The sequence below is a fragment of the Huijunlia imazamoxiresistens genome (assembly GCF_037132455.1).
In the GTDB taxonomy this organism is placed as follows: Bacteria; Bacteroidota; Bacteroidia; order Chitinophagales; family Chitinophagaceae; genus Flavisolibacter; species Flavisolibacter imazamoxiresistens.
The window spans coordinates 70,584-96,377 of the sequence record NZ_JBBBEI010000002.1; the positions used below are offsets into that span (position 1 = coordinate 70,584).

Genomic DNA, 25,794 nt, shown 5'->3' on the forward strand with positions numbered 1-25,794 from the left:
CCTATCCCTTTTTCAAAAACTCTTTTTCACCCGGGCGGTGCCCGGAATCTAAAAACTGTAATTCATGAAACGTTTCTTCCGCTCTACCAAACTGCTGCTGGCAACCGCGGCACTCTTTATAGCTTCTTCTTCCTTTATCCTGCTGCACAAGGCCGACAAGCCGCTGAAAACCGTAAAGCTGGGCTTTATTCCGCTGACCGACTGCGCCTCGCTGGTGGTGGCCAAGGAGATGGGTTTTTTCAAAAAATACGGCGTGGATGTGGTGTTGTCCAAAGAGGCTTCCTGGGCCAATGTGCGCGACAAGATCCTCAACGGCGAGCTGGATGGTGCTCATTGTTTGTTCTCCATGCCGTTCTCGGTGTATACCGGCATCGGCGGAAAGGCCGGTTCGGAAATGCGCATCGCCATGGTGCTGAACAACAACGGCCAGGCCATCACCCTGTCGAAAGATTTTTGCGGCCTGGTAGGCTTTAAGGATACCAAAAAGGTGGCGGCAGCCGTAAAGGCAGTGAAGGCCCGTAAGGAAGTAACCTTCGCCATGACCTTCCCCGGCGGCACCCACGACATCTGGCTGCGCAACTGGCTGGCCGCCTGCGGTGTAAATCCCAAGTCGGTCGGCATTATCACTATTCCCCCTCCGCAGATGGTGGCCAACATGCGGGTGGATAACATGGAAGGTTTTTGCGTGGGCGAACCCTGGAACGGCGTAGCCGCTACCCAGAACATCGGCTTCACCCATATCGCCAGCCAGGACATGTGGAAGAACCACCCGGAAAAAGCCCTTGTAGTGAACAAGCAGTTCTCGGAAACCAGCCGCGAGGACATGAAGAACGTGATGAAGGCCATCATCGAAGCCAGCCAGTGGCTGGATAACATGGGCAACCGCAAAAAGGCCGCCGCTTTTCTTTCACGCCCCAACTACGTGAACGCCCCGGTAGCGGTACTGGAAGCCCGCCTGATGGGCAGCACCGACCTGGGTTGCGAGCTGGGCGTGCAGAAGTACAAGGATGATTACATGACCTTCTTTAACAAAGGTTTTGTGAACGCTCCCCGCAAGGCCCATGGTATCTGGTTTCTGGCCCAATACGCCCGCTTCGGCATGATTCCCGCCATCCCGGCCAATGCCAAGGAAGTGGTGGATCGTATCATCCTCGACGATGTGTATGCCGAAGTGGCCAAGAGCATGGGCGTGGCGTTGCCCAACGATGATATGAAGCCGTTCAAGACCGCCATCGAGCCCGTAGCCTTCGATCCCAATAACCCGAAAGCCTACCTCGGAGTGGCCAGGAAATAAGTTTACGAGTTTACAAGTTTACGAGTGGAGAGGTTGTCGGCTGGTTGGTTCAGTTGATGGCAGTTGGCCGGCAACCGCTCTTTTATCCTCTTAAAAAAATAAAAAATTATGAAAAAGAATTCCCTTATAAAAGCGCTGATGTCGGTGGTATATTTTGTGGCAGGCATGGCCTTGCTGACCGGCATCTGGGCCCTGATTTCCAAGGTTACGAACAACAGCATTCCCGGTCCTTCCAATACGATGACGGTATTAAACGAAGTGTTGCAGAATCCCTTCCAGGACGACCCGGATTACAAAGGCATCGGCACGAAGCTACTGAGCTCTTTGGGTCGTGTCGGCATCGGTTTCGGTCTGGGCAGCCTGGTGGCGATTCCCCTGGGTATGCTGCTGGGGGCGAATAAGGTGGTGATGAATATTGTAAACCCCATCGTGCAGATCCTCCGTCCCGTTTCGCCCCTGGCCTGGTTTCCCCTTGGACTGGCGGTTTTCCAGGATTCGCCCAAGGCCAGCATCTTCATGATCTTTATCTGCAGCCTGTGGCCCACGCTGATCAATGCGGCCTTTGGGGTGTCGAATATTCCGAACGACCATAAGAATGTGGGCAAGGCCTTCGGCTTCTCGGCCTGGAAATACCTGACCAAAATTATGTTGCCCTTCGCCCTGCCCCATATCATTACCGGCCTGCGTCTTTCGATCGGTGTGGCCTGGATGGTGATCGTTGCCGGTGAAATGCTTTCCGGCGGTATCGGCCTCGGCTACTTTGTGTGGGATGAGGGTTTTAACGGCGGCAGCAATGAAAAGATCCTGGTCGCTATCGTCATCATCGGTATCGTGGGTGTGTTGCTGGATCGGCTGTTCACGGCTTTGCAAAAGCGGTTTACGTACGCCGGCGCTTAAGAGAAAGTAGTATACCCTTTCCAATATCCTAAGACCATTGTCCAATAACCTATGACCCTCTAAATTCTTAAGAAAATGAGCACAGTAACTGTAAATAAAGCAACGCAGCAAAAAGATATAGCCGATGTGATCCTGGAGCCGGCGCTGAAGCCGGTCAATTCCATCGAAGTAAATAATGTAACGGTAAGCTTCAAAACCCCCGCAGGTGTGTTTACTGCGGTAAAGGACATCAGCCTGACGGTAAAGAAAGGCGAGATCATCTCCCTGATCGGTCACTCGGGTTGCGGCAAATCCACCCTGATGGGGACCATCAGCGGCATGGTGAAGCCGTCGCAGGGCGAGGTGATCGCCAACGGAAGAAAGGTGGGCGGCCCCGGCCCCGACCGCGGCATCGTGTTTCAGAACTATTCCCTGCTGCCCTGGCTGTCGGTCTATGAAAATATTTACGTGGCCGTGGATTCGGTGATGAAGGGTAAGTCAAAAAAGGAAAAGCGCGAGCTGGTGGAGGCCAACCTGAAGATGGTGAACCTGTACCCGCACAAGGACAAGCTGCCGGGGCACCTCTCCGGCGGTATGAAGCAGCGGGTGGCTATTGCCCGGGCCTTTGCCATCAACCCCAGCATCCTGCTCCTGGATGAGCCCTTCGGCGCCCTGGATGCGCTGACCAAGGGTTCCATGCACGTGGAGCTGCTGAAGTTGTGGAACCTCGACAACCGTGAAAAGACTATTATTATGGTAACCCACGACATCGAAGAAGCGATCTTCCTGTCGGACAGGGTAGTGGTGATGAACAACGGCCCTGCCGCCACTATTAAAGAGATCGTGGACATCCCGCTGGAGCGCCCCCGCAACAAAAAATCCATCGTGCATGATCCCAAATACATGGAGATTCATGACCGGCTGCTGAGCCTGCTGGTGGATAAGTTTTCCATTGAGGACCTGTAAAGCGACGGTTCATCCGCTTCCCGGTTTTCTATTATTACGATATTATTAAAAATTATAAAACGACAAGTGCTTTGATGGCGCTTCCTGGTTAAGGCCTGCTTACGACTGTATCTGTTCTGCTTTGTTCCCTTTTATCGGTCTCTTTTGTATTAAAGCCTGCGTATACCCTGGATATCCGGTTGCGCAGGTTTTTTTTTATAATGTAAATAAAATGTTCCGGAGATTTTGTTTTTGCGGGTAGGTTGGGGGTTTGTGTATAAAATCGGGCCTTTTGGCTTTAAAATTGTGTTCCAATCCTCTTTTTTTTACAGTTTGCTCCTTTCCTGTCAGGTTTTGTTGTCCCCATTCCCTGCTTTTTCCCGTCCCGAACTGGTGTAAAGCAGGGTGAACGGGCCTTTTTAAATTAAAAAAAGATATATATCATAGTATATCGGGTAGAGCTCCGCTAATTTTATACTTTTACACTACAGTCGTAATAATTAGAAAAAATAGTAATTCAAAAACTGCCTTTTGCGCCGCGGCGCGGGCAAAAGGCCGGGAAGTAACGGGACCGCCATCCATGGAATACTTGTCCAATAAAAGTAAAAACCAAATCACTTAAAACGTTCGTTATGTCAGCCAATACGCATCCCTTACAAAAGTTAAATATTTTTTCGACGAAAGGTATCCAGATGAGGACCTTTCATATTTCCTGGATCACCTTTTTCGTTTGCTTTTTCGGCTGGTTCGGTATCGCTCCCCTGATGCCCATTATCCGCGAGCAGCTGCACTTCACCAAGGAGCAGGTTGGTAACATCACCATCGCTTCGGTTTCGGCCACGATCCTGGCCCGCCTGCTGATCGGCCGCCTCTGCGATACCCTGGGTCCCCGCCTTTCCTATACCATCCTGCTGGTGCTGGGTGCCATCCCGGTGCTGGGGATCGGCCTTGCCAACAGCTACGAAAGCTTTATCATCTTCCGGTTTGCCATCGGCGTCATCGGCGCCTCCTTCGTGATCACGCAATTCCATACCTCCGTCATGTTCGCCCCCAACGTGGTCGGCTCGGCCAACGCCGTTGCCGGCGGCTGGGGTAACCTCGGTGGCGGTGTCACCAACCTGGTAATGCCGCTGATCGCCGCCGCCTTTGTGGGCCTGGGCTATATCGACGAAGGCAATGCCTGGCGCCTGGCGATGCTGGTTCCCGGCGTCATGCTGCTGGTAATGGCGTTTATCTATTTCCGCTATACCAAAGATACCCCCCGCGGTAACTATAAAGAGATCGAGCGGGAAGTGAAGGTGAAAAAGAAAGGCTCCTTCGCGGCCGCCCTGAAGGACTACCGCACCTGGATGCTGGCCTTTGCTTATGCCGCCTGCTTCGGGATTGAAATTACCGTGGACAACGTGGCCGCTACGTATTTCGTGGACCAGTACGGCGCTTCCCTGAAGCTGGCCGGCGCCCTGGCAGGCATCTTCGGCTTCATGAACCTCTTTGCCCGCGCCCTGGGCGGCATCTTCGCCGATAAAGTGGGCAAGCGCTACGGCCTCAAAGGCAAGGGCCTGCTGCTGGCAGCCTTCCTGCTGCTCGAAGGCGCCGGTATCGTGTACTTTGCCCAGTCGGGCACCATCGGAATGGCCATCGTGTCCATGCTGGTGTTCGCCCTCTTCCTGAAAATGGCCAACGGCACTACGTATTCCATCGTTCCTTTCGTCAATAAAGAAGCCATCGGCAGCGTATCGGGTATCGTGGGCGCCGGCGGCAACATCGGCGCCATGCTGGTGGGCTTCCTGTTCAAATCCAAAAACCTCACCTATGCCCAGGCCTTCTGGTACATCGGTGTGGGTGTGGCCGCCATCGGCCTGGTGATCCTGGTGGTGAGCGCCCTGCAACGCCAGAAAGAAACCATGGTGCGGTCCGAAGAAAAAGCGGCCCTGCAACGAGCTTAACCGGGCGGGGCGGCGCTTCCTAAACCGGCAGCGCTGCTCCTCCCTCCCTGAACCCTGAACTTTCTAAACCCTGAGCGGAAAATTTTTTAGCGGAACAATTATGGCGACAAAAATCCAACATACCAATTCATATTCGACTACCTGCAGCTATTGCGGCGTAGGTTGTGGCATCGTGGTCAATAAGGATAAGAAAGGGACCATTACGGTTGCCGGCAACCCGGAGCACCCGGTGAACAAGGGTATGCTGTGCAGCAAAGGCATGAACCTGCACCATACGGTGAACGACCGGGCCGACCGCCTGCTGTACCCCCAGATGCGCCCCAGCAAAAGCATGCCGCTGGCCCGTGTGGGCTGGGACAAAGCCCTGGAGCGCACTGCCGCCGTTTTTAAAACCTTTATCGAAAAATATGGCCCCGACTCGGTGGCATTTTACGTTTCCGGACAGTGCCTCACCGAAGAGTACTACGTGATCAACAAACTGATCAAAGGCTTTATCGGTTCCAATAATATCGATACCAACTCCCGCCTCTGCATGAGCAGCGCGGTAGTGGGCTATAAGATGAGCCTGGGCGAAGACAGCGTACCGGTTTGCTACGACGACATCGAGCTGGCCGACTGCTTTTTCATTACCGGCGCCAACCCCGCCTGGTGCCACCCCATCCTGTGGCGCCGCGTAGAGGCCCACAAAGCCGCCAACCCCAACGTCAAGATCATCGTGGCCGACCCGCGCCGCACCGACTCCTGCGCCCTGGCCGACCTGCACCTGCAGATCCACCCCGGTACCGACGTCACCCTGAACCACGCCCTCGGCCGCCTGCTGATCGAGAACGGCGACATCGACCTGGATTTCGTAAAGAACCACGCCGAAGGTTTTGACGCCTATAAAGAAATTGTATTTCAGAAAACCCTGGCCGAAAGCGCCGCCATCTGCGGCGTTGCGGAAAGCGACCTGAAGCTGGCCGCCCGCTATATCGGCGAAGCCAAAGGCTTCCTGACGCTCTGGACCATGGGCCTGAACCAAAGCGCGGTAGGGGTGAACAAAAACCTCAGCCTCATTAACCTCAACCTCATTACCGGCCATATCGGAAAACCCGGCTCGGGACCGTTCTCCCTCACCGGCCAGCCCAACGCCATGGGCGGCCGAGAAGTGGGCGGACTGGCCAACATGCTGCCGGCGCACCGCAACCTGGCCAACCCCCTGCACCGCAAGGAAGTGCAGGAGTTCTGGGGCGGCACCACCATTGCCGAAAAACCCGGCCTGACGGCCACCGAAATGTTCGACGCCCTCAACGACGGTCGCCTGAAAGCCATTTGGATCATCTGCACCAACCCCCTGGTGAGCCTGCCCAACGTGCGGCTGGCCGAGGAAGGGCTGAAAAAAGCCAAGTTCGTGGTGGTGCAGGATATTTCCAACAAGCCGGAAACCCTTAAATATGCCGACGTGGTGCTGCCCGCGGCCGCCTGGGCTGAAAAAGAAGGCACCATGACCAACAGCGAGCGCCGCATTTCATACCTCAACAAGATCGTGGACGCCCCCGGCGAGGCCCTGGCCGATGCCGAGATCATCTGCCGCTTTGCGCAAAAGATGGGCTATCACGGCTTCGACTTTGCAAACGCCTCCGAAATTTACGACGAGCACGCCCGCCTCACCGCCGGCACCAACATCGACGTTTCCGGCGTGAACTATGACTTATTAAAAGAAAAGGGAACCGTGCAGTGGCCCCTGGCCGCCGGCCGGGAAGACCTGGGCACCCAGCGCCTGTTTACCGACAAGAAATTTTATACCCCTTCGACCAAGGCGGTGATCCACCCCGTTCCCGATACGCTGACCAGCGAAAAGCCCGACGGTGACTATCCCTTCGTGCTGACCACCGGCCGCATCCGCGACCAATGGCATACGATGAGCAAGACCGGCAAGGTGAACAAGCTGAAACAGCACATCTCCCAGGCCTTCGTGGAAGTGCATCCCGGGGATGCCGACCGCCTGCGCATCGAGGAAGGCGACATCGTAGTGGTAAGTTCGAGAAGGGGAGAGGTACGGGTGAAAGCCAAAATTACTTCCGCCATCAAGCAGGGCGTGCTGTTCCTGCCCATGCACTGGGGCAAGATCCTCGGCAGCGACCTGAACCGCGCCAACAACGTCACCAGCGACCAGCTGGACCCCATTTCCAAAGAACCCGACTTTAAATTCTGCGCGGTACAGCTGCAGCGCTACAAAAAGCCCCGCCAGCGCATCGTGATCGTCGGCGCCGGCGCCGGGGCCTACGGCTTCGTGAAATCGTACCGCGAGTTCAATAACGAAGACGAGATCATCATCTTCAGCAAGGAAGACTTTCCTTTTTACAACCGCGTGATGCTGCCCGACTATATCAGCGGCGTGCAGCGCTGGGAGCAGCTGGTGAAAATGACCGATGCCGAAGAAGCCGAAAGCAACATCACCCTGCACCGGGGCGTGAGCGTGGAAAAGATCGACCGCGCCAGTAAAACGGTGACCGACACCCGCGGCATGACCACCTCGTATGATGTGCTGATCATTGCCACCGGCAGCCGCGCCGCGGTGCCCCGCAACGTGCCCGACCTCAAAGGCATTTGCACCATGCGTACCCGCACCGATGCCGACAACTTCCGGAACGTGGTGCCCAAGGACGGCCACGTGGTGATCGTCGGCGGTGGCCTGCTGGGCCTCGAACTGGCGGCCTCCCTGCGCGAAGTGGATATCAAGGTGACCATCATCCAGCGGATCTCCCGCTTCCTCGACCGGCAGCTCGACCCGCTGGGCAGCCAGCTGCTGCACGAGGAGATCGTGGACCAGGGCTGCGATGTGTATTATAACGACGAGGTGCAGCTGTTCTACGGGCAGTCGCAGCTTACCGGCATCCGCCTGAAGAGCGGCGCCCAGATCAACTGCGACGCCCTGGTATTCGCCATCGGCACCGTTCCCAACATCGAGCTGGCCCGTGCCTGCGGCCTCGACTGTCAGCGCGGCGTGCTGGTGAACGAGCGCCTGCAAACCTCCGATCCCGACGTCTACGCCATCGGCGAGATCGCCGAGTTCAAAGGCTTCCTCTACGGCATTACCGCCGCCGCCGAGCAGCAGGCCGCGGTGATCGCCCACTACCTCAAAGGCGACATCGCCTCGGGCTACAACGGCAGCCTGCTGATGAACATCATCAAGATCCACGGCTTCGACCTCTGCAGCATCGGCCTGCCCGAGTGCCCCAACGACGAGTACGAAGAGATCGTGTTCTACGATAAGGCCAAGCGCTATTACAAAAAATGTATCATCCACCAGGACCGCCTGGTGGGCGCCATCCTCATCGGTGATAAAGCGGAGTTCCAGGAGTACAAGGAGCTTATTTCCGCCAAAACAGAATTGGGTGAAAAACGCCTGCAGCTCCTGCGCAGCGGCAAAAAAGCGGAGCCCGTGCTGGGCAACCTGGTGTGCAGTTGCAACAACGTAGGCAGTGGCAACCTGAAAAATAAGATTGCCGAAGGCTGCAAAGACCTGAAGCAGTTGTGTTCACTTTCCGGCGCCGGGACAGGGTGCGGCTCCTGCCGGCCGGAAGTGAAACGCATTTTGGAAGAAACCCTGGCGCAAGAGCAGCGCGAACTGACCCCGCTGCGTAAAATTTCTTAAGCGAAACCGGAAAACTATGTTCAAGAAAAGCCCCATCGTCAAAATAAACCTGCCCGGCGGCATCGTTTCCGCCGGCGACCTGTACTCGATCCTGGTAGCGGCGGAAAAGGCCAAGGTGGAAGACGTGCAGTTCGGCATCCGCCAGCAGCTGTACCTGAAGCCGGCCGAAAAGCATTTCGACGAGCTGAAAAAGAACCTGGAAGAAGCCGGCATCCCCTTCGAGGACGATACCGACCTGTATCCCAACATCCTGAGCTCGTACGTGGCCGAAGGGGTGTTTGAAAATACCAACAACTGGCTGAGCGAAGGGGTGTATAAGGACGTGCTGGACCTGTTCGACTACCGCCCCCGCCTGAAGGTGAACCTGGTGGACGACAGCCAGACCTTTACGCCTTTTTTTACCGGCAACCTCAACTTCATTACCTCGCCGGTCAACAACTACTGGTACCTCTATATCCGTTTTCCGAAGACCAATACGCTCTACCGCTGGAAGGGTTTGGTGTATTCCTTCGATATCCCCCGCATCAGCAAGCTGATCGAAACGGTGATCTTCGAAAATCCTTCCCTGTTCTACGACCGCGAAGGCAGCGACGGCGACCAGTTGCACGCCCTGGTGCACGGCCGCGACAACTTTATTACCCAGCCGGTGACCACCGAGCTGGTGATCCCGGAATTCTCGCTGCCCTACTACGAAGGGTTTAACTATTACGGCAACAAAACCTGGCTGGGCATCTACCGCCGCGACGAGCTGTTTCCCGTAGCTTTCCTGAAGGACGTCTGCCTTATCTGCCTGCAATCCAAGATTGGCCAGCTGTACACCACGCCCTGGAAGTCGCTGATCATCAAAGGCATTGACAGCCGCGACCGCAAGCTGTGGGAGATGGTGCTGGGCAAATACCGCATCAACGTGCGCCATGCCTCCAACGAGCTGAACTGGCAGGTGGAAGACTTTTCCGAAGAAGCCCTGACCCTCAAGCGCTACATCATCCGCCAGTTCGACCGCGACGACGTCCGCACCTCGGGCCTCTGCTTTGCCGTAAAGCTCAATCCCAAGATCGGCCTGTTCGGTTCCATCATTATCCGCAAAAAAGAAAACGACAGCGCCAGCCGCCGCAAGGCCCTGGACCGCTACGACATCTTATATACCCGCAACTTCAACCCCAACTCCAAGGACCTGCTGCTCTTCCGCCAGGACGTGGAAAAGGAAAACCTGGGGGTATACCTTATTTCGCTCAGCAAGTATTATTACGAGCAGCAGCAAAGCTCAGAAGACCTGTTGCACCACATCTACCAGCAGGAAGCGTCCGGCAAGGAAGCCGGCGTGCAGAAGGAGGAGCCGAAGGTGTACCATTGCAAGCACTGCTATACCGTCTACGACGAATCCTATGGCGACGAGGGAGCGGGCATCGCCCCGGGAACGCCCTTTGCTGCCCTGCCCCACACCTACGAATGCCCGGTCTGCAGTGCTGCCAAAGAAGACTTCGTTCGGACCGAAGGGGTAGCAGTTAAAATGTAAAATGTAAAATTTAAAATATAAAATATAAAATATAAAATAAGGCAAATGCCGAATCGCCGCCCGGTACGGGCGGTTTTTGTTACCCGTCAGGGATGTCTTATTCCATATTTTACATTTTAAATTTTATATTTTATATTTTACATTTCTATCTTAGTTATTTCCTCCTCAAAACGATTCGGGTTATCTTAGCGGGCGTTTTAGGTAGTGTGTGTAAAACCGATCTTTCTAGCATGAAGCCGACCATTAGCGACAAATACGGGAGAACTTTCCAGACCCTGCGGGTAAGCCTGCTGAGCACCTGCAACCTCGGCTGCGTGTACTGCACCATGGGCGAGGAGGAGCAGAAGGCGGGCAATGCCGCCGGCCGGCAGAAAGTGCTGTCCGCCGACCAGCTGTTGCCGCTGATCGGGATGCTGCACGACGAGCTGTCGCTGAAAACTATCCGGCTGACCGGCGGCGAGCCCCTGCTGTATCCCCAACTGGCCCAGGTGGTCAAAGGGGTCAAAGAGCTGGGCATCCCCCAGATCCGCCTCACCACCAACGGCTTTTTGCTGCAAAAGCAGGCCCTCGCCCTGAAGGAGGCCGGCATGCAATCGATCAACGTATCGCTGGACGCGGTAGACGAGGACACCTTCTTTTTGATGAGCAAACGGCGCAACGTGCAGCGCATCCTCGACGGCATCGACACGGCCCTGGCCGTGGGCCTGGAGGTAAAGCTCAATACGGTGCTGATGAAAGGCATCAACCACCACCAGGTGCTGCCGCTGCTGGATTACGCCTTTGAGCGCAACCTCACCCTCCGTTTTTTGGAGGTGATGAGCATGGGCCACCTGTATGGCAATGCGGACCGTTACCTGGTCACCCGCGACGAGATCCTGCACACTATCGCCGGCCGCTACGATTTCGTGCCGGTGCTGCGGGAGCGTTCGGCCACGGCCTCGTACTGGAAAACGTCCACGGGCAAGCAGTTCGGCATCATCGCCAACGAAAGCGCACCCTTCTGCCACGACTGCAACCGCCTGCGCCTCGACAGCGACGGCAACATGTACGGATGCCTGAGCTCCAACCATCCCATCGACATCAAAAACATTGGCAGCGCCGCCCAACTCCGCGAAAAGCTGTCCGCCGCGCTCCGCCAAAAACAACCGTTAAAGTTCACCGGCAGCGCGCTCAGTATGTTGCACATTGGGGGATAGTTCACGAGCTCCTAAGTTCCTGAGTTTCTAAGTTCCTGAGTTGGGAGGTTGCGAGGTGTTTGTTTGGGTTAAAAGTAAATTTACGATCTTAAAATAAATCTATACATGACAGTTCAGGTTTATGCCGTTTTGAAAGACCATTTCGATGCGGCATTTGAAATAAACGAAAGCGGCTTTTCCGTGGAAGAGCTGAAGCAGAAGCTGGTGGCGATGCGGCCGGCGGCCGAGGGCATTCTGAATGCCTGCCGGTTTGCCGTCAACGATACTTTTATTCATAACGACTATAAATTAAGCTCCCATGACCGTATCGCCGTCCTTCCCCCGGCCAGTGGCGGATAAGATCGACGCCATCACTGCCGAACCCATCGACCTGGTGGGCCTGCTGGCCCGTTCGCACGACCCCCGCGCCGGCGCCCTGGTGCTGTTCAGCGGCGACGTCCGCGACCACAACGCAGGCAAGGAGGTAGACCGGCTGGAATACGAAGCCCATCCCGTACTGGCGCCCCAAATGATCGAAGCCATCGTGGCCGAGGCCCAGGAACGCTGGTCCCTGACGCTGGCCGTGGCCCAGCACCGCATTGGCAAGGTGGGCATCGGCGAAAGCGCCGTGGTCGTCATAACGGCCTCGCCCCACCGAAAGGAAGCCTATGCCGCCAACCGCTACATCATCGACAAAATCAAGCACGAAGTGCCCATCTGGAAGTGCGAATACTTTGCCGACGGCACCCGCCAATGGGGCAACAACTGCAACTGCTCCAGCATCACCGGCAAAAACGATAAACACGTCTACGAGTTCGAGCGTGAGAGCAAGTGAACCGGTGAACCTTTAACCCAGCAACTCAGGAACTCAACTCGTAAACCCGTAAACTTGTAAACTCGTAAACTCCGGGAAGCATGAAACCTACTATCTCTATTGAATATTGCCCCAAGTGCGGCTGGCTGTTGCGTGCGGCGTACATGGCGCAGGAGCTGCTGACCACTTTTTCGGACGAGCTGCACAGCGTGGCGCTGCAGCCGGCCGAGATCTCCGGCACCTATAAAATATGGGTAGGCGAGGAGGTGCTGTTTGATCGCAAACGGGAAGGCCATTTCCCGGAGATCAAGGAGCTGAAGCAGCTGGTACGCGATAAGGTGGCGCCGGGCAAAAGTCTGGGACATTCCGACCGGAAAAGCGAAAGCAGTTCGTAAATTCACGGCAAACTTCAAAAACTTGATCATGCAGGAACATAAAGGCACCGGTAACTTGTTGGGCGTTGTATTGTGCGGGGGCGAAAGCCGGCGCATGGGCCGGGATAAAGGCCTGATGCCGGTTGAAAATACGACCTGGGCCCAGTCAGTGGCCGCAAAGTTGTCGGCCCTGGGCATTCCCGTGGTCATTTCGGTCAACCCCGAGCAGCAGGAAGCCTATGGAAAGCTGTTTCCCGCGGAGCAGCTGGTGGTGGACAGCCTGCCGGTGGACGGGCCGATCCTGGGCATTTTAAGTGCACACGAAAAATACCCCGGAAAAGACATCCTGCCCCTGGCCTGCGATATGATCGATATGGATGATGCCACCCTGCGCGAGCTGCTGGAGGCCTACCAAAAAGATACGACTTCCGAATTCATTGCCTTTCATCATGATGGCTTCCTGCAAACGCTGGGCGCCGTCTACACCTCCAGGGGCCTGGCGCCCCTGTTGCAACAGGCAAAGGACGGCAGCCTGAAGCATTTCAGCCTGATCCGGGTGCTGGACCATGGTACTACCCACCGCATCCCGGTGCCCTCCCGCGCCGCTTTTCATAACTACAACTCGCGCAACGAGCTCACCTTCCCCGAGGACGACAAGGGGCAGGAAGGAAAGAGCTGATGAATCAAACTTTCTCATAGTACGTGCTCTTAGACGGCAGAAAATACTCATTTGTAGGTATTTGTATTCAGGTAGCGGCCATTCACCTTTGCTGCTGCGAAAATTCCAATAACCTTTTGCCGGCCTGAGCGCCTCATACTGCCTTTTCCGGAAACGGACCGTAACGGGTCTGTCTGGCCGGAGCGGGTATTTATTGCCAAAACGAAAAACGTACTATGAGACATATCCTATTCGTACTCCTGTTCCTCAGCTTTCGCTGGGCTTCCGCCCAGCCCGGCACCCTGGATGCCACCTTCAACTCCTCCGACATTGGATTCGGGCAGGGCGACGGCCCTAATGACGCCCTGAACAAAACCGTTGTGCTCAGCAATGGCAAAATTTTAATGGTCGGGGACTTTACCTCCTACGATGGCACCACCCGCAACCGGATCGCCCGCCTGAACGCGGACGGTACCCTGGACGCCACCTTCAACGCCGGCTCCGGCGCCAACGGCCCCATCTACGACCTGTTGGTCCAGCCCGACGGCAAGATCCTGATCGGCGGCTCCTTTACCAACTACAACTTTAGCCTGACCCATAAAGGGTACTACACCAAAAATGTCGCCCGCCTGAATGCGGATGGTACCCTGGACCCTACGTTTGACCCCGGCTATGGTCCGGATGAGTATGTGACGACCCTGGCGCTGCAGCCCGATGGAAAGGTGCTGATTGGCGGCCTGTTCAACAACTACCATACGTCCGGCGCCACCGGCCTGGCCCGCCTGAATACCGACGGCAGCCTGGATGCCACCTTCAATGCCGGCGGCTCCGGCCTCAACCGAAATAGCAACTATAACGAAATGATTTACGCCATGGCGGTGCAAAGCGACGGCAAGATCCTGGTCGGGGGCCAGTTTTCCACTTTCAATGGCACCTCCCGGAACAATATTGCCCGCCTGAACAGCAACGGCACCCTGGACGCTACCTTTAACCCGGGAACCGGCACCAATAGTTCGGTAAACGCCTTTGCCCTGCAAAGCGACGGTAAGATCCTGGTAGGAGGGCCGTTTACCACCTACAACGGCAGCGCGAAAAATAACCTGGTGCGCATCAGCAGTACCGGTGCACTGGATGCCACCTTTACCACCGGTTCGGGGCCGAACGCGATGGTTTATTCCCTGGCCCTGCAAAGCGATGGAAAAGTATATATCGGCGGCGCGTTTACCGCCTACAATGGCACGGCCCGCAACTACCTGGCCCGCCTGACGTCCACCGGCAGCCTGGATGCGGCTTTCAATCCCGGGAGCGGCCCCGATAGTTACGCCCAGGGGATTGTCCCGCTGAGCGATGGCCGGATCCTGATTTCCGGGAATTTTTCCCAATACAATGGTGCCTTCCGGAGCCGGCTGGCCCGGGTGCATGCCGACGGCGCCCTGGATGTATCCTTCCACCCCGGAAGCGGCGCCAATTTCCCGGTCTGGGCCCTGGCGGAAAGCAATGGAAAAATATGGATGGGCGGCGAGGTGACCCTTTATAATGGCGTGACCCGCAACCGGCTGGCCCGGCTGCATGCCGATGGTTCCGCAGATGCCGCTTTTGACCCGGGCAAAGGACCCAACAATACAGTGTATACCCTGGCGGCTCAAAGCGATGGAAAGGTGCTGGCGGGCGGGAGCTTTACCACTTATAACGGTGCCGCCAAACCTTATTTTATCCGGGCGAATGCCGATGGTACCCTGGATGCCGCTTTCACTCCCGGCGCCGGTCCCAATGCCGAGGTTCGGGCCATCGTCCGGCAGGGCGATGGAAAGATCCTGGCAGCGGGTGGCTTTACTTTATATAACGGCACCAGCCGGAACCGCATTACTCGCCTGAATGCCGACGGCAGCCCGGACGCCACCTTTACCCCCGGAACGGCTGCGAACCAATACGTCTACGCAATTGCCCTGCAGCCCGATGGCAAGATCCTGATCGGGGGAAATTTCTCTTCCTACAACGGCACCACCCGCACCCGCCTCGCCCGCCTGAATGCCGATGGCACCCTGGATGGCAGCTTTAACCCGGGAACGGGAGCGAACAGTTCCATCCTGTCCCTGGCGGTGCTGCCCGACGGCAAGATTTTGATCGGGGGCAATTTTACTTCTTATAACGGTACCGCCCGGGCGCGCATCGCCCGCCTGAATGCCGACGGGAGCCTGGATGGAAGCTTTAACCCGGAAGCAGGAGCCAACAGTTCTGTTCTGTCCCTGGCCGTGCAAAGCAACGGGAAGATCCTGCTGGGCGGCGGTTTCTCCTCCTATAACGGTACGTCCCGGTTTCGCCTGGCCCGCCTGAATGCCGATGGCAGCCTCGATGGCAGCTTCACTACCGGCACGGGGGCTTTTCCCGGCAGTATCAATGCCCTGTTGCTGCAAAGCGACGGAAAAGTGCTGATCGGCGGCGGGTTTACTTCCTATAACGGTACCGGCCGGAACCGCCTCGCCCGCATCAACGGCGGCGAGCCCGCGCAAACCTTTACCGTAACCGGCGGCGGCAGCTTCTGTGCCGGTGGCGCCGGTGTGGCGGTCGGCCTCAGCGGCTCGGAAACCGGCATCAGCTACCAGCTTACAAGGGATGGCGTCCCTGCAGGCCCCGCCGTACCCGGAACCGGCTCGGCGATCTCTTTCGGCAACCAGGCGGAGGCAGGCACCTATGCCGTAACGGCTACCACCGGTTCCACTGCCATGATCAGCGGTACGGTTACCATAGTGGTTACGGCTCCCGTTACTCCTTCGGTGAGCATCAGCGCCAGCGCTACTGCCATTGAACCCCGTACGCCGGTCACCTTTACCGCCACTGCTGTGAACGGGGGCGCCAATCCCATCTACCAATGGCAAAAGAACGGCGAAAACGTGGGCGGGAACAGCAGCACGTATACCGCAGCGGCTTTGGACAATGGCGACACGGTTACCTGCCGGCTTACCAGCAATGCCCTTTGCGTGACCACGGCCACTGCCGTCAGCAACAGGCTCACGATAACGCTCACCCGAAGCATTACCGTGAACCTGCCCTCTGCCCTTACCCTTTGCGGCGGCACTCCCCTCGATATTCCCTTCGCGGTTACCGGCGACTTCGGTGCGGATAATGTCTTTATTGCCCAGCTCAGCGACGCCTCCGGCAGCTTCGATGCGCCCGAATATGTAGGCGATGTGGCGGCCAGCGCTGCCGGGTCGTATACCATCCGGGGTTTTCTCTCCTCGATGGCCTCGGGTGGCAGCGGCTACAGGGTCCGCGTGATCACCATCGATGAAAGCCTTTCGGGCGTGCATAAAGGCAGTTTAACCATTCACGAAGCGCCCCAGGCCGTATCCATAACGGGCGGCGACGCGGCCACGATTTGCAGCGGCGGTGGCGTGTCCATCAGCATAGGCCGGGCCGATACCTACCTGTGGTACCGGAATGACGTGCTGCTGCCCGGGGTGACCGGTTCGACCTATACGGCAACCAGCCTGGGACTTTATAAAACCGAGCTGGCCAATGCCAATGGCTGTTCCGCTACCGTGACCGTGAACCTGCAGGCGGCTACTTTTTATAAGGATGTGGATGGCGACGGCTACGGAAGGGACCACACTACGGTCCAGGCCTGCTCGGCTCCTGCCGGTTACGTGGCCCGGGGCGGCGACTGCATCGACTGGGACCCTGCCATTTATCCGAATGCCCCGGAGCTGTGCGACCGCAAGGACAACGACTGCGACGGATCGATTGACGAAGGCCTGGCCACCCGGCCTTTCTACAAGGACGTGGACAAAGACGGCTACGGCCGGAACAACGAGGTCGTATACGCCTGTTCCGCTCCTGCGGGTTATGTAACCGTTAACGGCGACCTGGTGGACTGGGATCATACGATTTACCCGGGCGCTCCCGAGCTGTGCGACCGCAAAGACAACGACTGCGACGGCTCTATCGACGAGGGACTGCCCACCCAAACCTGGTACAAGGATGTGGACCGGGACGGGTACGGCAACAGCAGCACCGCGGTGCAGGCTTGTTCGGCCCCTGCCGGTTATGTTGCCGTGGGCGGCGACTGCAAGGACTGGGACAGCACCGTGCATCCCGGGGCGGTGGAAGTGCTCAACGGCGCGGACGACAACTGCGATGGCCTGAAGGACAATGTGGTGGCGCCCCCGGTAGCCGGTATAGCGGCGGCACAGGCCGCAGAAACGGAAGCCGCAGTTGCCGGCTTAAAGGTCAGCGCGGCGCCCAATCCATTCGCTTATTCCGCTACGCTGCTGCTCCGTAGCAGCAATACGGAACCCATTTCCGTAACCATATGGGACGGCCTGGGCCGACTGGTGGAAGCCCGGAAAGTGGTGGCCGCCGGAAGTAACCTGGCGCTGGGCCATCACTACGGTCCGGGTATGTACATCGTGGAGGTCGTACAGGGTTCCGAACGGGTCCTTGTGAAGCTCCTAAAGCAACGCGATTAAGCCTTTTTGTTCGATTGGTTATAGAGGGTCCTCCGCTTCCGGGCGGAGGGCTTTTTTGTTTGGGGTTTTCCCTCAATTTTTGCATATGCCTACAGCCGTTTATCGATCCCTTCTGGTCTTCCTGGTTTTCCTGTTGGGATACCATTCTTCCCGGGCGCAGCCTGCCGGCGGTGGTTCTTTTTATGTATGGGAGGATGCGGGCAAGCAGCTCGGCAGCGACGACGCCTGGGCGCTATGGCAGCGACACCAGTTTAAAAAGCTTCCTGCCGGCCACCACAACATCGGCTTTACCCGTTCGGTGTACTGGCTGGCCTTTGTAAACGATACGGACAACCCAATAGACACGCTGCTGTGGCAGATCGGCGACCACCACATCAACCGGATCGACTTTTTTGCCTCCTCCGGCGGCAGGCCGCAATTGCAGTTCACCACCGGCGACCGCTTTCCCTTCCGGCAGCGCCCCGTAAAGGCCGCCGGCTTTTATTTCCCCGTCAGCCGCAAGGGCGTGTACCTGGCCCGGGTGGACAAGGCCAATGAGTCGCTGCAATTGTTTTCCGGCCTGATCTCCCGGGAAGCTGTAACCGAAAGAGAATTGGCCGATACTGCCATCCTGTCGCTGCTGACAGGCTTTGTGCTCCTGCTGGTGTTGTTCAGCCTTTATCTTTTCGGTTTTACCGGCGACCGGCTGTACCTGCTTTACTTGTTGTACGTTGCTGCCGTCTGGCTGTGGGTGCTGTCCAACTCGGGTTTTGCCTTCCAGTATCTCTGGCCTGCCGCCACCAGCTTTACCAGCAAGTCGCGGTTCGTGTTTACCCTTTCCTCCGTGGCCCTGTCGGTGCCCTTTATGCTGCGCTATACCGGCGGCCTGGCCAGCAGGGCCGCCCGCCTGTTTGCCCGGGGGTTGCAATGGGTGCTGTGGCCGGCGATCCTGGGCATGCTGCTCTATGAGAACCGGGAAAGTTCGTATTGGTGGGGCTTCCAGTTCTTTTTTTCGGCCGTGGTGCTCGCCTATGCGGTCTTCGCCCTGTCGCTGCTGGGGTACAAGGCCTGGAAGGGCAACCGCCTGGCCCAGTTTTACCTGGCTGCCATTGCGGGGTTTATGGTGCTGGCGCTGTTGCAGCTGGCCTTTTATACCGGTTATTTCAACCACCTGGATAGCTTTTTAAGCCGCTTTGGCTACTCCGCCGGCTTTATTGCCGAACTGGTGATCCTGATGGCGGGCCTGGTGTACCGCTTCAACCAGTACCGGCTGGAGCGGGAGCGCCTGTTGCGCCAGGTAGCCGAACGGCAGCAGGAGAATACCCGCGTGATCATGGAGGTGCAGGAGTCGGAGCGCAGCCGCATCGCCAACCAGCTGCACGACGTCGCCGGCTCGCTGCTGTCGGCCGCCAAGCTGAACCTGTCGTCCCTGACCGAGCAGCCGCATAGCCCGGAGGAAACCGTCCTGCGCCTGAAAAAGGCCGAAGAAGCGGTGAGCATGGTTTCGGATACCGTCCGGGGCCTGAGCCATGCCCTGAGCCCGGTGATGCTGGGCAAGACGGGCTTTCGCCAAACCCTGGAGAACGTGGTGTCGATCTTCAATGCGGCCGGCAAGATCCGCATAGGACTGGTGGTGATGGGTTTTGAAACCTACCGGCCGGAACTGCATGCCTTTTATACCGGCTTTTACGCCATCATTTACGAGCTGCTCAACAACGTGGTCCGGCATTCCCGGGCTCGCCATGCGCTGGTGCAGGTGGCCGAGCACGACCAATCCTACTGCATTATCGTGGAGGACGACGGCATCGGCATGGACCCCGCCCTGGCGCTGCAGCGGCAAACACTTGGACTGGGAGCTATTTCTTCCAAAATTGATTACTTTGGCGGCTCCATCGCTTTTGACAGGAACGACCCCCAGGGGTTGATCATCACTATAGAAATACCCGTAGTCCGGCATGCCCAGAAAACTTTTACTCCTTGACGACCACCAGCTTTTGTTGCACGGCATTACCGCGGTTTTAAACGAAATGGAAGAGGTGACGGTGGTGGCTACCCTCACCAACGGCCGTGAGCTGATCGAGGCCGTACGCCGCTACCAGCCCGACCTGGTGCTACTGGACCTGAATATGCCCGGCCTCAACGGGCTGGATTGCCTCCGGGAGCTTCGGGCAAATTTCCCTTTATTGAAAAAGCTGGTGCTGACCAATTACAGCCAGCCCGAACTCGTAGACGAAGTCAGGGCCCTGGACGCCCAAGGCTTCCTGGTAAAGAATTCTTCGTCGCTGGAGCTGAAGGAGGCGGTGGCCGCCGTCCTTTCCGGCAAAACCTGCTTTCCTACCCGCCAGCGGCTGGAGCCCGCCGTGGAAGACGGCTTTTTCTTCGATGACTTTTTGAAAAAGTACCAGCTGACCCGCAGGGAGGTGAAGATCATCCGCCTCATCTGCCAGGGCCTTAGCACCCGGGAGATCGCCCAGGAGCTGCACCTCAGCGAGTTTACCATCAGCACGCACCGGAAGAATATTGCCGGCAAGCTGAAGATCGGCAATGTGGCAGGGCTGATCAACTTTGCACGCGAAAACGGCCTGGCCTGAGCGCCGCTTCGTGCCGGAACTTCCATTTGCCGTACCAGTACCAGTAAACCGATGCAAAGGGCAGCAGGGCGGAGGTCAGGGCCACGGCCGCTGCATACGGCAGGGAAGGGGCGAAGGCCGACAGCCGGTGGAGGGTATGGGCGGTCCACAGCAGCAGCCAGCAGATGAGGGCGCCCTGCGCCAGCCATTCCAGGGAAGACAACAGGCCGGCAGCCGCCAGCAGGGTGCAGGCCACCCTGGCGTAGTCGCTGCCCGGCGGGGGGGCGAAGGCTTTCAGCGGGTAGAATTCGGGGTATTTCCGGTACAGCATTGCATGGAACATGCCCTTCTTCTGTTCTCGGATGCTGTGGCGCCACGAGGCTTCGTAGGCCGGGCGCAGCACCAGGGCGTCCGGCAGGTAGCGGGGTGCAATGCCCTGCTGCAGCAGCTTGAACTCCAGGTCGCTTTCGGTGAGCCAGGACATCGGGAAATGTTCGTCGAAGCCGCCCGCCTTTTCCAGCGCCGCCCGGGTGCAGCAGCAGTTGGCGGCCTTGAGGTCGGTGGTTTCCTGGCCGGCGGTATACTGTTCAAATTCATTCAGGGGAATGGAAAGAGGGACCTGCACCCGCCCGGCAAAAGCGGCCTCCGCCGCCCCGTTGTACGCCTGCACAAATGCCTGCAGCCAGGCCTCGTCCGGCAGGCAATTATCGTCGGTAAAGGCGATCAGCCTTCCTGCGGCCGCCTGCCAGCCGGCATTGCGGCCCGCAGGTGAAGGCAGGCAGCGCACCGCAATGCTGGTTGGGGTAAAAAGTTCCACCACTTTGCCCGCGGCCCCATCCGGCTCCGCACCTGCACCGACCACCAGCACCTCGAAAAGACGGTGGTCCAGGGTCTGCTTCACCAGCGCTTCCAGGCAGCGCTTCAGGAATACCGGGTTGCCGGAACTGGAAAGAATAACGGAAATCATCAGCGACATAGGATTCTGGCTTTGGTACCTCGACGGTTATAGCTCAAAAAAAACGCCAGCCGCGACGGAGTTTACGAGTTTACAAGTTTACGAGTTCGGTTCCGGCGCCGGGTTTTTTGTTGGGGATTATTTTGTTGATAAGTTAGTGGGATTTGGGTGATGCTGATTTTCCGCTGCACCCAATACCATTTTTACATGGACTGACCGGGAGGAACCGGAAGCCCGGAGGGCTTCAACAAAAGTAGCCCCGGGTGCAACCCGGGGTCAGCAGTAGTTAGGCACACAACCCCGGATGGGGTTGAATGTGGGACCCACAACAAACAAGCAGTCCGGGATCAGGACAGCTTTTCGAAAATCCCTTCAGAGTTGAAATCTTTTATAAATTGAACAGGACACATTCAACCCAATTCAGGGTTGTGGGGACAAACTACTGCTGACCCCGGGTTTCACCCGGGGCTACTTTTGTTGAAGCCCTGCGGGCTTCCCCTTTCTTCCAATGAACTAATTCCCTTACTTCAGCTGATAGGCAATGACCGACTTTTTGTAAAAAGTGGGCACGTAGATGATCTTTTTGCCGGCATGATAGCCGATGTCGGCAGTATTCATCTTTTGTTCGTGGGTGTCGAGCAGCAGGTCCTTTTTGCCGTTGGCGTATACGTAGTACATGTAGCCCGGCCAGGAAGTGGCAATGAAATCACCCTTGCCCACGGGCTCCAGGCCGTCGCCGCCGGTTTCCAGCGGGGCGATGGTCGTCAGCTTTTTGTCCGGGCCGGCTTTATACACTTCTTTGGCGGTAACCAAATAAAGGTCCTTGCCGATGGCTTTCAGGCCGTTGACGCCTTTCAGGTCTTCGAGGTAGGGGGTGATGGCGCCTTTTTCCATACGGTAGATCCTGCCGGCACGGGAGTCGGAAATGTACACGATGCCCTTAGGCGACACCGTTATATCGTTCAGGGCCTGTGCCCCTTCCACCGTGATCTTGTTGTCTATTTTGCCGGAGGCGATGTCGATGACGACGATCTGGGTGACATCGGCTACGTATAGCTTGTTGTTCCACTGCCCCATGCCTTTGGGGGCGTTCAGTCCCGTGATCCAGTTGGCATTGCGAATCTTTCCGTCCAGGTCCAACTGGCCCACGCCTCCTTTGCCATCCACTTCCCAGGCGGCGCCATCGATCAGCGATACATAGAGCACGCCTTTTTTCAGGTCGGGCAGCACCGATTCGGGTACGGCCAGCGTGGTGTCGGTTTCCCAGAGCTTTTCCACCCGGTGCTGCGCCTTCGTGCCGGCCGCGAAAAACAGAGAAAGAAGAAAAAGGCTTTGTTTCATCTTCAAACAATTTTGGGGTGAACTTAGGGTAAAATGTTCCATTTTACATTTTGCATTTTAATTTCTAGCCGTTACATTTAATACTTTACCTTTTCAACCGATATGAATACAACTCTTTCTTTGCCGCAGCGCGAAGCTTTTCAGCGGACCATCGACGGGAAACAAACCGACCTTTTCTATTTGAAAAATGCCGCCGGTGCCCAGGCCGCAATTACCAACTTCGGCGCCCGGCTCGTGAGCCTGCTGGTCCCCGGCAGGGACGGCAACCTGGTAGACGTGATCGCCGGCTTCGACCATGTGGACGGCTTCAACTCGGCGGGCGACGCCTTTTTCGGCGCCATTGTCGGCCGCTTTGCCAACCGCATCGCCAAAGGCAGGTTTACCCTATACGGTCATGAATATACGCTGGCCATCAACAACGGTCCCAATCACCTCCATGGCGGCGTTAAAGGCTTTGGCGTGGTGGCCTGGGAGGCCGAGCAGCTGGACGAATCCTCCCTGCTGCTGACCTATTTTGCCGCCGACGGCGAAGAAGGCTATCCCGGCAACCTGAATGTGGAAGTGGTGTACACCCTCACCGACAACAACGAGCTGCGCATCCAGTTCAAGGCCGCCACCGACAAGACCACGGTGATCAATCTCACCAACCACGCGTATTTCAACCTCAATGGCCCCGGCAGTGGCACGGCGCTCCACCACCTGCTGCAGATCAATGCCGACCACTATACACCCATCGACGATACTTCCATTCCCTTTGGCATCCTGGAGCCGGTAGCGGGCACGCCTTTCGACTTCCGCCAGCCTACGCCCATCGGCGCCCATATCGGCGACGACCATGTGCAGCTGCGCAACGGCCACGGCTTCGACCACAACTATGTGCTGAACAAAGCATCCGCTTCCGCCCTGACCTTTGCCGCCCGGGCCACCGGTGAGCAAACCGGCATCGTGCTGGAAGTATACACTACCGAGCCGGGCGTGCAGCTCTATACCGCCAACTGGCTGGAGGGCAAGTATACCCACAAGGGCGGGTTCCCCGACGAGGTCCGCACGTCGTTCTGCCTCGAAACGCAGCACTTCCCCGACTCGCCCAACAAGCATACCTTCCCGTCCACCCTGCTGGAACCCGAAGGGCTGTTCCAGTCCGAAACCGTCTTCCGCTTTAGCGTACAGGCCTAAAAAAAGCGATCCCGCCGAGGCGGGATCGCTTTTTTATGGGGTAGTCCGAACCAGGTTACACGTCGATGCGGGCATACTTGGCGTGGCTTTCGATGAATTCGCGGCGCGGGGCCACTTCGTCGCCCATCAGCATGCTGAAGACGCGGTCGGCTTCGGCGGCGCTTTCAATGGTCACCTGCTTCAGGGTGCGGCTCACGGGGTTCATGGTAGTTTCCCACAGCTGCTCGGCGTTCATCTCACCCAGACCTTTATAGCGCTGGATGTTCACGCTGTCGTCCTTGCCGCCGCCGAGGCGCTCCACCAGCTGGCGGCGCTGCTCGTCGTTGTAGGCATAGGCGTGTTCTTTCCCTTTCTTCACCAGGTACAGCGGGGGCTGGGCGATGTAGACATAACCCTGTTCCACCATTTCCTTCATGTAGCGGTAGATAAAGGTCAGGATCAGCGTGGCGATGTGGCTTCCGTCCACGTCGGCATCCGTCATGATGATCAGCTTGTGGTAGCGGAGCTTGGCGAGGTTCAGGGCCTTGGGGTCTTCGGGCGTGCCGACGGTTACCCCCAGGGCGGTGTACATGTTGCGGATCTCCTCGTTCTCGTAGATCTTGTGCTCCATGGCTTTTTCCACGTTCAGGATCTTACCGCGGAGCGGCAGGATGGCCTGGTAGCTGCGGTCGCGGCCCTGCTTGGCAGTACCGCCGGCCGAGTCACCTTCGACAAGGTACAGCTCGCAGCGTTCGGGGTCGCGGTCCGAGCAGTCGGCCAGCTTACCGGGCAGGCCGCCGCCGCTGAGGACGCTTTTACGCTGTACCATCTCGCGCGCCTTGCGGGCCGCGGCACGGGCCTGGGCGGCGAGGATCACCTTGTTGATGATGTTCTTGGCTTCCTTGGGGTTTTCCTCCAGGTAGGCATCCAGCACCTTGGAAACCGTGCTGTCCACCACGCCGCTCACCTCGTTGTTGCCCAGCTTGGTCTTGGTCTGGCCTTCGAACTGCGGCTCGGGCACTTTTACCGAGATGATGGCGCTGAGGCCTTCGCGGAAGTCGTCGCCCTCAATGGTCACCTTTGCTTTTTCAAACAGGCCCTGCTTGTCGCCATACGACTTGAACATGCGGGTCAGCGCCCGGCGGAAGCCCGCCACGTGGGTACCGCCCTCGATGGTGTTGATGTTGTTAACGTAGGAGTAAATATGCTCGTTGTAGCTGTCGTTGTAGCTCAGCGCCACTTCCACGGCCACGTTGGTATTCTCGTCACGGCCTTCCACGTACACCACTTTCGGGATCAGGGGGTTGCGGCCGGCGTTCTTGTCCAGCATTTCTACGAATTCGGTGATGCCGCCTTCGCTGTAGAAAACCTTGGTGAAGGTCAGGCCGCTTTCTTCGTCCTTTTCCCGCAGGTCGTTGAGGGTGATGCGGATGCCCCGGTTCAGGAACGCCAGCTCGCGCAGGCGGCTTTCCAGGATGTCCTTGTTGTAGATGGTGGAGGTGAAGATGGTCTCGTCGGGCCAGAAGTGCACGGTGGTGCCGGTGGTGTCGCTGGCGCCGATTTCCCGAACGGGGTATTGCGGGGCGCCGATGCGGTATTCCTGCTCGAAGATCTTGCTTTCCCGGCGCACGGTCACGTGCAGCTTGGTACTGAGGGCGTTCACGCAGCTCACACCCACACCGTGCAGACCGCCGGAAACCTTGTAGGAGCCTTTGTCGAACTTACCGCCGGCATGCAGCACGGTCAGTACCACTTCCAGGGCAGAGCGGCCTTCCTTGGCGTGCATGCCGGTAGGGATACCGCGGCCGTCGTCCTCCACGGAAATGGAGTTGTCCTCGTGGATGGTTACTGTAATGTTTTTGCAATAGCCGGCGAGGGCTTCGTCGATGGAGTTGTCCACCACTTCGTACACCAGGTGGTGCAGGCCTTTGACGCCGATGTCGCCGATATACATGGCGGGGCGTTTCCGCACCGCTTCCAAACCTTCCAGAACCTGGATGCTGTCAGCGCCATAGCCCGGGTTAGAGGCGGGCGCCGGTTGTGTCACCAATGTATCGATATTCTCACTCATTTTTTGCTTTTGTTTAAGTCCA

The 25,794-nt window shown here is 57.5% G+C and carries 18 protein-coding genes; 15 read left to right on the plus strand and 3 right to left on the minus strand.

What is annotated here, in order from left to right; genetic code table 11:
* The first annotated feature begins 64 nt into the window (after positions 1-64).
* The 14 genes from V9K67_RS02160 to V9K67_RS02225 all read left to right on the plus strand — a co-directional run bounded on the left by V9K67_RS02160 (position 65) and on the right by V9K67_RS02225 (position 20,271).
* Positions 65-1,294, plus strand: coding sequence for a CmpA/NrtA family ABC transporter substrate-binding protein (locus V9K67_RS02160; RefSeq protein WP_336719752.1), 1,230 nt, complete (start codon positions 65-67; stop codon positions 1,292-1,294).
* A 108-nt stretch (positions 1,295-1,402) separates the two neighbouring features.
* Positions 1,403-2,191, plus strand: coding sequence for a nitrate ABC transporter permease (ntrB, locus tag V9K67_RS02165; protein ID WP_336719753.1), 789 nt, complete (start codon positions 1,403-1,405; stop codon positions 2,189-2,191).
* Between the two features lie 75 nt (positions 2,192-2,266).
* Entirely contained in the window at positions 2,267-3,136 is an 870-nt protein-coding gene (locus V9K67_RS02170) for an ABC transporter ATP-binding protein (RefSeq protein ID WP_336719754.1), read from the plus strand.
* A 611-nt stretch (positions 3,137-3,747) separates the two neighbouring features.
* Positions 3,748-5,061, plus strand: coding sequence for a NarK family nitrate/nitrite MFS transporter (locus V9K67_RS02175; RefSeq protein ID WP_336719755.1), 1,314 nt, complete (start codon positions 3,748-3,750; stop codon positions 5,059-5,061).
* Between the two features lie 100 nt (positions 5,062-5,161).
* Positions 5,162-8,698, plus strand: coding sequence for a molybdopterin-dependent oxidoreductase (locus V9K67_RS02180; RefSeq protein WP_336719756.1), 3,537 nt, complete (start codon positions 5,162-5,164; stop codon positions 8,696-8,698).
* A gap of 16 nt (positions 8,699-8,714) precedes the next feature.
* Positions 8,715-10,214 (plus strand): rubredoxin, encoded by a 1,500-nt coding sequence (locus V9K67_RS02185; protein WP_336719758.1) that lies wholly within the window; start codon positions 8,715-8,717, stop codon positions 10,212-10,214.
* Between the two features lie 230 nt (positions 10,215-10,444).
* Positions 10,445-11,410, plus strand: coding sequence for a GTP 3',8-cyclase MoaA (locus V9K67_RS02190; protein WP_336719759.1), 966 nt, complete (start codon positions 10,445-10,447; stop codon positions 11,408-11,410).
* Positions 11,411-11,515: 105 nt separating this feature from the next.
* The gene (locus tag V9K67_RS02195) at positions 11,516-11,749 is read left to right on the plus strand and encodes a MoaD/ThiS family protein (RefSeq protein WP_336719760.1); all 234 of its coding nucleotides are present in this window, start codon (positions 11,516-11,518) and stop codon (positions 11,747-11,749) included.
* Entirely contained in the window at positions 11,709-12,224 is a 516-nt protein-coding gene (locus V9K67_RS02200) for a molybdenum cofactor biosynthesis protein MoaE (protein ID WP_336719761.1), read from the plus strand. Before V9K67_RS02195 ends, V9K67_RS02200 begins: the two co-directional genes overlap by 41 nt.
* A gap of 80 nt (positions 12,225-12,304) precedes the next feature.
* Positions 12,305-12,598, plus strand: a complete 294-nt coding sequence (locus tag V9K67_RS02205) for an Rdx family protein (RefSeq protein ID WP_336719762.1) — start codon at positions 12,305-12,307, stop codon at positions 12,596-12,598.
* A gap of 28 nt (positions 12,599-12,626) precedes the next feature.
* Positions 12,627-13,256, plus strand: a complete 630-nt coding sequence (gene mobA, locus V9K67_RS02210) for a molybdenum cofactor guanylyltransferase (protein ID WP_336719764.1) — start codon at positions 12,627-12,629, stop codon at positions 13,254-13,256.
* 215 nt (positions 13,257-13,471) lie between these two features.
* On the plus strand, positions 13,472-17,701 hold the full coding sequence (locus V9K67_RS02215) for a MopE-related protein (protein ID WP_336719765.1): 4,230 nt from the start codon (positions 13,472-13,474) through the stop codon (positions 17,699-17,701).
* Between the two features lie 85 nt (positions 17,702-17,786).
* A complete protein-coding gene (locus V9K67_RS02220; protein WP_336719766.1) occupies positions 17,787-19,661 on the plus strand; it encodes a sensor histidine kinase in 1,875 nt (624 codons plus the stop codon).
* A complete protein-coding gene (locus V9K67_RS02225; RefSeq protein WP_336719767.1) occupies positions 19,636-20,271 on the plus strand; it encodes a response regulator in 636 nt (211 codons plus the stop codon). The genes V9K67_RS02220 and V9K67_RS02225 overlap by 26 nt, the downstream gene beginning before the upstream one ends.
* Here the strand turns inward: V9K67_RS02225 and V9K67_RS02230 are convergent.
* Both V9K67_RS02230 and V9K67_RS02235 read right to left on the minus strand, forming a co-directional pair.
* Positions 20,240-21,226 carry a glycosyltransferase family 2 protein gene (locus tag V9K67_RS02230; RefSeq protein ID WP_336719768.1) on the minus strand — a complete coding sequence of 329 codons (987 nt, stop codon included), beginning with the start codon at positions 21,224-21,226 and terminating at the stop codon, positions 20,240-20,242. The genes V9K67_RS02225 and V9K67_RS02230 overlap by 32 nt on opposite strands.
* A 501-nt stretch (positions 21,227-21,727) precedes the next feature.
* Positions 21,728-22,546 (minus strand): SMP-30/gluconolactonase/LRE family protein, encoded by an 819-nt coding sequence (locus V9K67_RS02235; protein WP_336719769.1) that lies wholly within the window; start codon positions 22,544-22,546, stop codon positions 21,728-21,730.
* Positions 22,547-22,648: 102 nt separating this feature from the next.
* Here V9K67_RS02235 and V9K67_RS02240 point away from each other — a divergent pair, with 102 nt between their 5' ends.
* Positions 22,649-23,722, plus strand: coding sequence for an aldose epimerase family protein (locus tag V9K67_RS02240; protein ID WP_336719770.1), 1,074 nt, complete (start codon positions 22,649-22,651; stop codon positions 23,720-23,722).
* 55 nt (positions 23,723-23,777) lie between these two features.
* On the opposite strand, the gene gyrB is transcribed toward V9K67_RS02240, so the two are convergent.
* Positions 23,778-25,772 (minus strand): DNA topoisomerase (ATP-hydrolyzing) subunit B, encoded by a 1,995-nt coding sequence (gene gyrB, locus V9K67_RS02245; RefSeq protein WP_336719771.1) that lies wholly within the window; start codon positions 25,770-25,772, stop codon positions 23,778-23,780.
* Positions 25,773-25,794: the final 22 nt, after the last annotated feature.

What these genes read in the sequence shown, in the direction of transcription:
- V9K67_RS02160 (WP_336719752.1), top strand. Translation starts at nt 65, where the DNA reads ATGAAACGTTTCTTCCGCTCTACCAAACTGCTGCTGGCAACCGCGGCA.
- ntrB (WP_336719753.1), top strand. Translation starts at nt 1,403, where the DNA reads ATGAAAAAGAATTCCCTTATAAAAGCGCTGATGTCGGTGGTATATTTT.
- V9K67_RS02170 (WP_336719754.1), top strand. Translation starts at nt 2,267, where the DNA reads ATGAGCACAGTAACTGTAAATAAAGCAACGCAGCAAAAAGATATAGCC.
- V9K67_RS02175 (WP_336719755.1), top strand. Translation starts at nt 3,748, where the DNA reads ATGTCAGCCAATACGCATCCCTTACAAAAGTTAAATATTTTTTCGACG.
- V9K67_RS02180 (WP_336719756.1), top strand. Translation starts at nt 5,162, where the DNA reads ATGGCGACAAAAATCCAACATACCAATTCATATTCGACTACCTGCAGC.
- V9K67_RS02185 (WP_336719758.1), top strand. Translation starts at nt 8,715, where the DNA reads ATGTTCAAGAAAAGCCCCATCGTCAAAATAAACCTGCCCGGCGGCATC.
- V9K67_RS02190 (WP_336719759.1), top strand. Translation starts at nt 10,445, where the DNA reads ATGAAGCCGACCATTAGCGACAAATACGGGAGAACTTTCCAGACCCTG.
- V9K67_RS02195 (WP_336719760.1), top strand. Translation starts at nt 11,516, where the DNA reads ATGACAGTTCAGGTTTATGCCGTTTTGAAAGACCATTTCGATGCGGCA.
- V9K67_RS02200 (WP_336719761.1), top strand. Translation starts at nt 11,709, where the DNA reads ATGACCGTATCGCCGTCCTTCCCCCGGCCAGTGGCGGATAAGATCGAC.
- V9K67_RS02205 (WP_336719762.1), top strand. Translation starts at nt 12,305, where the DNA reads ATGAAACCTACTATCTCTATTGAATATTGCCCCAAGTGCGGCTGGCTG.
- mobA (WP_336719764.1), top strand. Translation starts at nt 12,627, where the DNA reads ATGCAGGAACATAAAGGCACCGGTAACTTGTTGGGCGTTGTATTGTGC.
- V9K67_RS02215 (WP_336719765.1), top strand. Translation starts at nt 13,472, where the DNA reads ATGAGACATATCCTATTCGTACTCCTGTTCCTCAGCTTTCGCTGGGCT.
- V9K67_RS02220 (WP_336719766.1), top strand. Translation starts at nt 17,787, where the DNA reads ATGCCTACAGCCGTTTATCGATCCCTTCTGGTCTTCCTGGTTTTCCTG.
- V9K67_RS02225 (WP_336719767.1), top strand. Translation starts at nt 19,636, where the DNA reads ATGCCCAGAAAACTTTTACTCCTTGACGACCACCAGCTTTTGTTGCAC.
- V9K67_RS02230 (WP_336719768.1), bottom strand. Translation starts at nt 21,226, where the DNA reads ATGTCGCTGATGATTTCCGTTATTCTTTCCAGTTCCGGCAACCCGGTA.
- V9K67_RS02235 (WP_336719769.1), bottom strand. Translation starts at nt 22,546, where the DNA reads ATGAAACAAAGCCTTTTTCTTCTTTCTCTGTTTTTCGCGGCCGGCACG.
- V9K67_RS02240 (WP_336719770.1), top strand. Translation starts at nt 22,649, where the DNA reads ATGAATACAACTCTTTCTTTGCCGCAGCGCGAAGCTTTTCAGCGGACC.
- gyrB (WP_336719771.1), bottom strand. Translation starts at nt 25,772, where the DNA reads ATGAGTGAGAATATCGATACATTGGTGACACAACCGGCGCCCGCCTCT.